This window comes from Prevotella conceptionensis 9403948 (assembly GCF_000312305.1).
In the GTDB taxonomy this organism is placed as follows: domain Bacteria; phylum Bacteroidota; class Bacteroidia; order Bacteroidales; family Bacteroidaceae; genus Prevotella; species Prevotella conceptionensis.
Genome location: NZ_HE999495.1, coordinates 1 through 944 on the forward strand (window position 1 = coordinate 1; position 944 = coordinate 944).

Sequence of the window (944 nt, forward strand, 5' to 3'; positions counted from 1 at the left end):
CCTTCGTGGAGTGTATTCTTGAAACGGGACGCACGCACCAAATAAGGGCGCACATGAATCATATCGGTCACCCCATGTTTGGCGACGAACGCTATGGCGGCACCGAAATACTGCGCGGCGAACGCTCGTCTACCTACAAGGCTTACATACAAAACTGCCTTAAACTATGTTCGCGGCAGGCCTTACATGCCCGAACACTGGGCTTTGTGCATCCCACCACGGGCGAACAGATGGACTTTACCTCGCCCATGCCACAGGATATGGAGCAGTTGTTAGACAAATGGCGCAACTACATCAAGGGATTAGCTGTTTGATAAGACGACATGAAGAGGGCTTATAAGGGTGAAAAGGCTTATAAAGGTGAAAGGGTGAAAAGGTGAAAAGGTGAAAAAATGGCTTCGCCCACCAATCTTGTTAACTCGTCAACTGGTAACCTTGTTAACTCGTTAACTGGTCAACTCGTTACCCTCGTCAACTGAACTTAAAGAAGAAAAGATATATAAGGATATGAAAGATTTGAAGAGAAATATTGCCATCGTATGCGGTGGCAACTCGTCTGAACACGAAGTGTCGTTGCGCTCGGCGCGGGGCTTGTACTCGTTCTTTGATAAAGACAAGTACAACGTTTACATCGTAGACATCGAAAGGATGAATTGGAAAGTGGACCTCGGTAACGGCGAAAAGGCCGCTATCGACAAGAACAACTTCTCCTTTGAACACGAAGGCAAGCACGTGTTCTTTGATTATGCCTACATCACCATTCACGGAACGCCGGGCGAAAACGGCATCATGCAGGGCTATTTCGAACTTATCGACATGCCTTACTCTACTAGTGGCGTGTTGGTTGAGGCACTAACGTTCGACAAGTACGTGCTAAACAACTACCTGCGTGGCTTTGGCGTGAACGTGGCCCAAGAGCATGCTGGTGCGCCGCGGCCAAGAGT

2 pseudogenes are annotated in these 944 nt (G+C 48.5%); both read left to right on the forward strand.

The features are described from left to right. Positions 1 to 314, forward strand: a pseudogene (locus BN93_RS15900) (RNA pseudouridine synthase); the annotation flags it as partial. A gap of 193 nt (positions 315 to 507) precedes the next feature. Next, a pseudogene (locus BN93_RS15905) lies at positions 508 to 944 on the forward strand (D-alanine--D-alanine ligase); the annotation flags it as partial.